This window comes from Marinobacter halophilus, assembly GCF_003007685.1.
Lineage (GTDB): Bacteria > Pseudomonadota > Gammaproteobacteria > Pseudomonadales > Oleiphilaceae > Marinobacter > Marinobacter halophilus.
This window is the reverse complement of record NZ_PXNN01000010.1, coordinates 21,487-28,020: the sequence shown is the minus strand read 5'-3', so window position 1 is coordinate 28,020 and position 6,534 is coordinate 21,487. Positions and strand designations below refer to the sequence as shown.

Genomic DNA, 6,534 nt, shown 5'->3' with positions numbered 1-6,534 from the left:
CCTGAATCAGTGACTTCTCAGGCCAATATACCCCGCAAAGCTCCATCGGCGCTAACGGGAGAAACCATTTGACCAAAAGGAGGTTGTGAATGCCTGGAACGTGCAGTCTGACGTCGATCAGCGACCAAATTTGGCTGCTTTATGATCAATTCAGGGTCGTTAGGCAGTAGCGGTTTGCCCCGGTATGGTTTTCCGGGTGGCTTTAAGGTGGCTGCTGTTATCGAACTGGCTTAACCGGAGGAGACAAGGCTTCCATAGAGGTCACGGTAAGCGGCAAAGCCCGGACAGTGACGACCAAAGCGCAGGATCCACTGCCGGCCGCTGTGCACCAGGCGACAGGCCATGGTCATCAGCTCCTGCATCACTGTTCTTAGGCGACGACGTTTGGCCGGGTGGCGTACCGGCGCATCCGGGGCGGTCAGCCTCAGGCCCATCCAGCGCAATACGTTGTACCCCATCGTTGCAAAGGCCATAACCAGGTTGTTGGTGTCGAACTTGCCGGACGGCAGGCGCTCCAGATCCAGGTCGGTCTTGAACTCGCTGTGGAACTGCTCGCTAGTGGCGTGGTCGCTGTACAGCGCCATGACTTGTTGCTCACTGGCCACGTCGGCTGGCAAGGACGTGATCCAGCCTTCGAGGCTGACTTCCGGCTCCAGATACAGCTGGCCGGCGGCATCGCTGGTGCGAACGGTGACCTTGACGATCCGGCGCAACCCGGGCTCGTCCGGAAGCGCTTCGGACAGAACCGCTTCCATCTTACCGTCGCGGTCCAGCGACCAGGCTTTCTGGGTCTGGGCCTTGTCTGCCCAGGCCAGGGGATCCTGCTTACGGGGATTCCACTTGATCAGGAAGTCGACCTGTTCCTGCTCGCGCAGGAAGTCGCGGTTGTCGCGGGCATCGTGTGCGCTATCCAGGCGCAGTAGGATGGGCTTGCCCGTCAGTGACCGAGCCCGGGGTAAAACCCGTTTGAGGGTGTCGAGAAACCCGTTATTGGCGTGCTGGCTGCCAGGGCGCAGCTCACAACCCAGGCACCAGCCTTCCTGGCCCAGATAGGCCGCTATCGGCGCGTAGCCGTCATAGCCCTTGTAGGTGTAGCTGACACCCTCTTTATGGGTTTGGCTGTTGTCCATGGGAAAGACATCCATATCCAGCGCGACATGGCCCATCTCCAGAGGTGATACCGGTGCACCAATGGATTGCAGAAACTCAACGCTGGCGTCATCCAGCAGCGGCGTCAGGGCCTGGGCGTCCTCATCAAACCGCTGCCGCAAGCGGGCCGAGGACGGCGATTGCTTGATGCCCAGGGCAGATTTGAAGAACGGATCCGTGCGTACCGGCTCGACCGCCTCGAAGTCACTCTTGCCCAGCGTTATCAGGCCAAGGTAGGTGCGGATCAGCTCAATGTTCGGAATACCGTGGCGTTTGACGACTGTGCGAGCCGTTTTGATCAGCGACGTATGCCGGTTCAGGCAGTGGCCCACCAGGGCCAGTCCGCCGTGGGGTGTATAGACTTCGGTTTGGGATTGCTGGAGAGTGAAAGTACGCATGGCCGAAAGCACTGACTGGGTGAATGGATGTCAGGTGCTATTATATCGCTCAAGGCCTTGTTATTGCAGGCTTTGAGCACAGTCTTAGCCGATTGAAGTCACGGATTCAGGTGAATGTCCTCAAGATTTCGGACTGGAATTGAGCCCACAATTTGAACCTTACACAGCCCACTTTTTTCGCATAACTTACTGACTGGCCCTTTTCACAGATCCTTTAGCATTTTTGTTTGGGTTCAGAACGCAGAAAACCTAAATCATCTCATGTTGCCAAAAAAGACAGCGCAGCGTCCGTCAAGGCTCAAATTGTTAAGTATTCTCACATCAAGTACGTAGGTAAAGGCTGTTCGATTGGTCTGCTCTAAAAGCATTATATGGTCATATTTATGACGGCCTTAGCCCAAACATCTTCGTACCATTAAATCTAAAATAATTAGTGTGAGGAACCTATATGGTCGACCTGATGGAGAAAATCAAATTCGAGAACCACGACGACTATTCGAGTGGCATCTGCCAAAGACGGAACGAGAGGATTTACCTCACCCGCAGTTGTTTTAAGCTTGAACTTCGATACGAATTCTCTCATCCCACGGGGGAGGTTTTTACTGGCCTCAGGTCATTCGGGCCAGGGAATCGGGAGGCCACGGCATGGCCTAATTATAAATGCGAGATGATCAGTATCGGGCTAGGCGAGGCAGTCACAGAATCTGACATAAAGACCGTTAATGGACTTGTTCAACCCTACATAAGCCGCTTCAAACTGCACTATGATCGACACCAATATTACGATTTGGAGTTCAGAGACCTACAAAATCATTACGTTGAACTGGGACGTAAGACCATGCTGGCACTCGCTACCATGCTGTCCTCAGAAACTTTAAACATGCGAGAGTCTTGGCCTTCAGTAGAGAGCGCCTTTCGTGATCAAGGCCTGCGCGAATTTTTGGTTAGCCGACGCACGAATGACTGGGAGATTCAACAAGCGGCCTTCCGAGCCGTGTTTGAAAGCGGGGTGCCATTCCATCCCTACGATATAATTGCGCTGCTGCAGGATTACCCGGGCGGCCCGTTCATGTAGTTGCTTGCGCTTATCCGCTACGGCCGTTATTCAGCTCGCAACCCTATCTTGCCCAGAGGGAGCGATAGGGTGCCTGTGTCGTCAGTGTTTCCAGTCTTGGACAGAACCTTGCTATTGCATGACGGTCAAGCCCAAGGGAGCAGTCATCTGGCCCCTGACTTAACGTGATTCGATATGCCGAGCCAGCGTGCCAGAACGGATATTCTTCACTCATTGTCACTCCCCTTTCTTAATTAATGAACGAGGCTATCCGCGGCTAGCTCCCGAACTTTTGTTCCTGACATCTACGTACTGATGTACCCCTGCGACTTGGATAAAGTTACCTGCACCCTGCGACAAGACGAGTCGCACCAAACCCCTAAACTATTGCTAATTAATGATAGGATGCGCACCAAGTAACCCGACCGGTTGGAGTCTATGGCTTTTCGTTTTCGTAGAACCGTTAAGATTTTCCCAGGCGTTCGCCTGAACCTTGGCAAGCGTGGCGTGAGCGTTCCGCAGGGGTTCGCGGCGCCAATGTCACGTTGGGACGACAGGGGCTATACGGCAACGTGGTATCCCGTGTCGCGGGATCAATCCGATGAGTACCTAGCATATCGTCGAGATTGATTCCCGCCGGTCAGAACTCGCGGTTTCACCACTTGGACAGTGCGGCAAGCCGCTCGACAACAGCAGTTGGAACGAGGTTAAAGAAGCGCTCAGACGTCTCGGTTAAGGCTCTAGGTTTTTTGAACTCCGAAAGGGTCACAGTACCAGGAACAGAAACCCGCATTTGGCCGATTTCTCCGATCTCAAAACAAATCTATTCCGCAAGACGGCTCCCACATAATCCACGAATAGCATATTTCGTTGCAGCGCCGTAACAGAAACGACCTGCGTGGCCAGCTCGCCGTCGCTTTCCGATTTTCAGAAACTAGCTCAAGCGCAACTCGTCTCACCTTCGGAACGACTGATATTGCCGCGCGGTAATTGAGCCAACATTCCATAGGTTGCACATCCAGGGATTCACTCTATGATGGGCTCGATAATTCGGTTGCTTATGTGAAAAGTGAGGGGTTAAAGGGAAAGTGAATCAACATTCCGATCCGGACATAAAGACTGACGTTCTACTGTACGTGAGTAATAGTGGTTCAAAATCCCGAATAATTCTGGATTTTGTCGATAAATTTTTCCGCGGCATCAGTTCCGAATTTAACTCTCCTAGCACTCAGCACTTCATCGGAAAGGCGAAAATCCCCAATGAACGCGAAATATATGGGCTTCTAGTAAAAGCCCTTCTCGGAGTTGGCGGGGACGCCGATATTGGTCATGTTGCTACCGAAATCCAGGTGAGCCGCATAATGGGAGAGACCGATTCCGATCGGTCCACTGGGCGTGTCGACCTACTAGTAACTTTCCGAAATACAATGTTCCTGATGGAAGTAAAAGTGATCCGGGCATCTATCAATTCAAAGGGAGCAGAAAGCGGATCTCGCTCTAAATCTGAGAAGGCGTGGCAAGATGCCATATACCAACTTCGTTCAATAGCTGGCAACGAAATTGCCCGGCATCATAATCGGCCGGTTGTTAAGCTCCCGCTACTAATCTGTATTTACTACGATGGTGGGCAATTGCAGGACTCCGCTAGGGCGTTGTCCGAAACCTATGACGACATCGTTGAAATGCTGGAATCTAGTCATCCCCAACCCGCTAGCTTCGAGTGGAACTCCGTATTTGACGCTCCAATTGAGACGTATCGTCGACATAGCAATTCACAGAACAAGGAAAAAAAGGTGCTACTTCACGGCTTCTCGCTGTTCGCTGCTACTGTCAACTGAAAGCTTCAGCAGAAGGGCAAAGTTAATCGGAAGGAACTTTATGACAAAGCAGCCGAAAAACATTCTTCAACAAGGTGAGCTGGATCAGTTTTGCCTACTGTACTCGGTATTGAATGCATTCATTTCAGCCTGCCCTGGGCTAGATACTGAAGCGTTCAAAAAAGATCACCAAGATATCTGGGCAAGAATGATTGCTGTTACCCCTTCGTTACAAAACTTTGCCAGTCGGGGCAGTATCTTGCAGGGTATCCCGAAATCCAGTCTGGATGTGCAACTCAAACAGGCCTTGTTGTCTCAGTATGCCGAAATACTGAGTTCCACTATGAGAAAAATTAAAGGATATCAGCAGATCGAGATACTGCCTGTCGACGGGAATCTTGACGAATGGAAAGACGAGTTATCAGAATCGTCGGTACCCGAAGGTCGTAGTTGGCTATGCTGCCTTAAACCGTCGAGTGGAGTTCTGAAGCACCCCATCCATGCTGAGCATTGGATCGCCATTGTCGGCGGCACAAAAGAAGGGCCAGCCGTGGCCTGTTCGTATACCGCCTACAATCTCGGCATGGGCTATAAGGAAAAGCAAGTCAGACGCGATGACAATCGGCGGTTCTACAACAACATGATCATTGGCGATTTAAACGAGGAGACCATTTTCAAGAAGTCTCGATACGTTTTACAGATCAGTTAATGCGTGATCACTCAGTACTATGCTCATTTGCCACGCGCCACTGGGCGGTTGACCAGATCTTCATATATTCTGGACCCTCGACGAGCAAAAGATCATCCCCGGTCAGGCGCGCATAGCTCTGCAGCGTGACCGGCACAATGAAGGGAGCCCTGACTGGAATTTGGGTCTCCAATCCAAGCGCAATTCGCCTTATTTTTCTCTGTTGAAATGTGTCATTAGGAATCTGGTCGAGAATCTGACGAAGCCCTGACCACCGTCTTTCACTATAGAGGCAAACACAGCGCCTGTCGGGAAAAGCACTTGCGACAATGTTGTCAAGTCACACTCTCGCCACGGATGCAGAAGCCGCTGTGAGCTCGGAGCGATCAAAGAGTAAGCCCACTGCGTTGGGGAGCAGATATCCCTCTGATGACTCTACATACGTTGAAAAGTTTCGGCCGGGGGCGTTAATTTCAGCCATTCGCTATCCTCCAATATGAGATTGTCTTCTCGCTGACAAACCCCTTTGTTTGACCAATCGAGATGAATGCAGCCTGAAGCTGTGCTGCAAGTTGCTGCTGATGACAGTAGTGGATGCTCCTGATGATGCGGGTAATCCGAAGGTGGTTATGACCACCAGCTTTTAGCCAGATATGATCCCTTAGGTTCAAACCTGGCAGAGCCTCTATCACACCATTCCGGCGTGCAAGACCATAAAAAGCGAGCATACGGTCCAGGGCCCGTCTTTGCTGTTGCCGTAGATCGCCATCGTGTTTGAAAACCTCGCAATCCTCTTCGGTTAAAACCGGCGCCATCAGGTTAGCTCGACTGGCTTCGGGGATGGGAAATAACCACTGCACGAAATCATGGGTATGCTCCAGCCAAAAGTCATCGAAGGCGAGGATTTCGTCCAGTGTTCGGCCTTGGTGGTCAGGGCCCTCGCCTCGCATGAATTGAGTCAGGCGACTTGCCTCCGGAACTTTTGCTTCGGCCATGTTTAGGAGATTGGCTTCAGTCCACAGCTCCGCCGAAGTCTCATCAAAACAGACCAGCCAATACCGTTCACTTTCACTGATGAGGCCCCCGAACTCGGACAATGGCTGATCGATAGTCAGTGGCGCGGTCGCGTCGAAGTATTGGGCATGACCAAGCATCCGCCGCTGCACTTTTCGAGCATCCGGGTTATCATTCGGCAACGCCATCAATTGCTCGAATATGACATCCCAGCGCGCTTCGGCATACAAAAGAATGGCCGACCAGTCCGGTGATGCGGTTGCTACCAACTTGTCTGTCATTAGCCGATACAACTCCGGTGAGATGCCGGCCAGTTCATCCCGATCAAGAGTCGCCTCTTTGTTCCAATTGATGATTATGGATTCAACTGGATGAGCACAGCCGACTTTCCAGGCTGGCTTTAGTTTGGTCATC

6 protein-coding genes are annotated in these 6,534 nt (G+C 51.9%); 4 read left to right on the top strand and 2 right to left on the bottom strand.

Annotated elements, in window-relative coordinates; translation table 11 throughout:
• Positions 1-230: 230 nt before the first annotated feature.
• Positions 231-1,547: an IS1380 family transposase gene (locus tag C7H08_RS06405; protein ID WP_106669730.1), complete on the bottom strand. Its 1,317-nt coding sequence runs from the start codon at positions 1,545-1,547 to the stop codon at positions 231-233.
• A 448-nt stretch (positions 1,548-1,995) separates the two neighbouring features.
• Here C7H08_RS06405 and C7H08_RS06400 point away from each other — a divergent pair, with 448 nt between their 5' ends.
• From C7H08_RS06400 to C7H08_RS06385, 4 genes are all read left to right on the top strand, one after another.
• Entirely contained in the window at positions 1,996-2,622 is a 627-nt protein-coding gene (locus C7H08_RS06400; protein ID WP_106670918.1) for a hypothetical protein, read from the top strand.
• A gap of 417 nt (positions 2,623-3,039) precedes the next feature.
• Positions 3,040-3,231, top strand: coding sequence for a DUF4236 domain-containing protein (locus C7H08_RS18535; RefSeq protein WP_106670917.1), 192 nt, complete (start codon positions 3,040-3,042; stop codon positions 3,229-3,231).
• A gap of 458 nt (positions 3,232-3,689) precedes the next feature.
• A complete protein-coding gene (locus C7H08_RS06390; RefSeq protein ID WP_106670916.1) occupies positions 3,690-4,439 on the top strand; it encodes a hypothetical protein in 750 nt (249 codons plus the stop codon).
• A 40-nt stretch (positions 4,440-4,479) separates the two neighbouring features.
• Positions 4,480-5,127, top strand: a complete 648-nt coding sequence (locus tag C7H08_RS06385) for a hypothetical protein (protein ID WP_106670915.1) — start codon at positions 4,480-4,482, stop codon at positions 5,125-5,127.
• A gap of 452 nt (positions 5,128-5,579) precedes the next feature.
• Here C7H08_RS06385 and C7H08_RS18220 read toward each other — a convergent pair whose 3' ends face one another.
• The gene (locus tag C7H08_RS18220) at positions 5,580-6,533 is read right to left on the bottom strand and encodes an opioid growth factor receptor-related protein (RefSeq protein ID WP_207768294.1); all 954 of its coding nucleotides are present in this window, start codon (positions 6,531-6,533) and stop codon (positions 5,580-5,582) included.
• Position 6,534: the final 1 nt, after the last annotated feature.

What these genes read in the sequence shown, in the direction of transcription:
- C7H08_RS18535 (WP_106670917.1), top strand. Translation starts at nt 3,040, where the DNA reads ATGGCTTTTCGTTTTCGTAGAACCGTTAAGATTTTCCCAGGCGTTCGC.
- C7H08_RS06405 (WP_106669730.1), bottom strand. Translation starts at nt 1,547, where the DNA reads ATGCGTACTTTCACTCTCCAGCAATCCCAAACCGAAGTCTATACACCC.
- C7H08_RS06385 (WP_106670915.1), top strand. Translation starts at nt 4,480, where the DNA reads ATGACAAAGCAGCCGAAAAACATTCTTCAACAAGGTGAGCTGGATCAG.
- C7H08_RS06400 (WP_106670918.1), top strand. Translation starts at nt 1,996, where the DNA reads ATGGTCGACCTGATGGAGAAAATCAAATTCGAGAACCACGACGACTAT.
- C7H08_RS18220 (WP_207768294.1), bottom strand. Translation starts at nt 6,533, where the DNA reads ATGACCAAACTAAAGCCAGCCTGGAAAGTCGGCTGTGCTCATCCAGTT.